This window comes from Chryseobacterium sp. SIMBA_028 (assembly GCF_046535285.1).
Lineage (GTDB): Bacteria > Bacteroidota > Bacteroidia > Flavobacteriales > Weeksellaceae > Chryseobacterium.
Genome location: NZ_JAWRWZ010000411.1, coordinates 1 through 263, shown reverse-complemented (window position 1 = coordinate 263; position 263 = coordinate 1). Strand labels below are relative to the sequence as shown.

The 263-nt window shown below is 45.6% G+C and carries 1 pseudogene; it reads left to right on the top strand.

Going from position 1 to position 263, the window contains the following annotated elements:
* A pseudogene (locus tag SCA31_RS23940) lies at positions 1-263 on the top strand (UDP-N-acetyl-D-glucosamine dehydrogenase); the annotation flags it as partial.

Here is a 263-nt window from a genome sequence, read left to right as displayed (position 1 = left end):
ATATGGGAAGTCATCTGCGCGGCAGACACGAAGCCGTTCGGCTTTCAAAAATTTATCCCGGGCCCCGGAGTCGGAGGCCATTGTATCCCGATTGACCCTTTTTACTTCAAATGGATCGCGAATGAAAAAGGGCTGCAGACAAAATTAATTGATCTGGCGGACGAAATCAATTCCAACATGCCGATTTCTGTCTCTGACTATGCTTTGAAACTGTCGGGCAAAGACAAATGCAGCATCTTAATAATAGGGGCCGCTTATAAAAA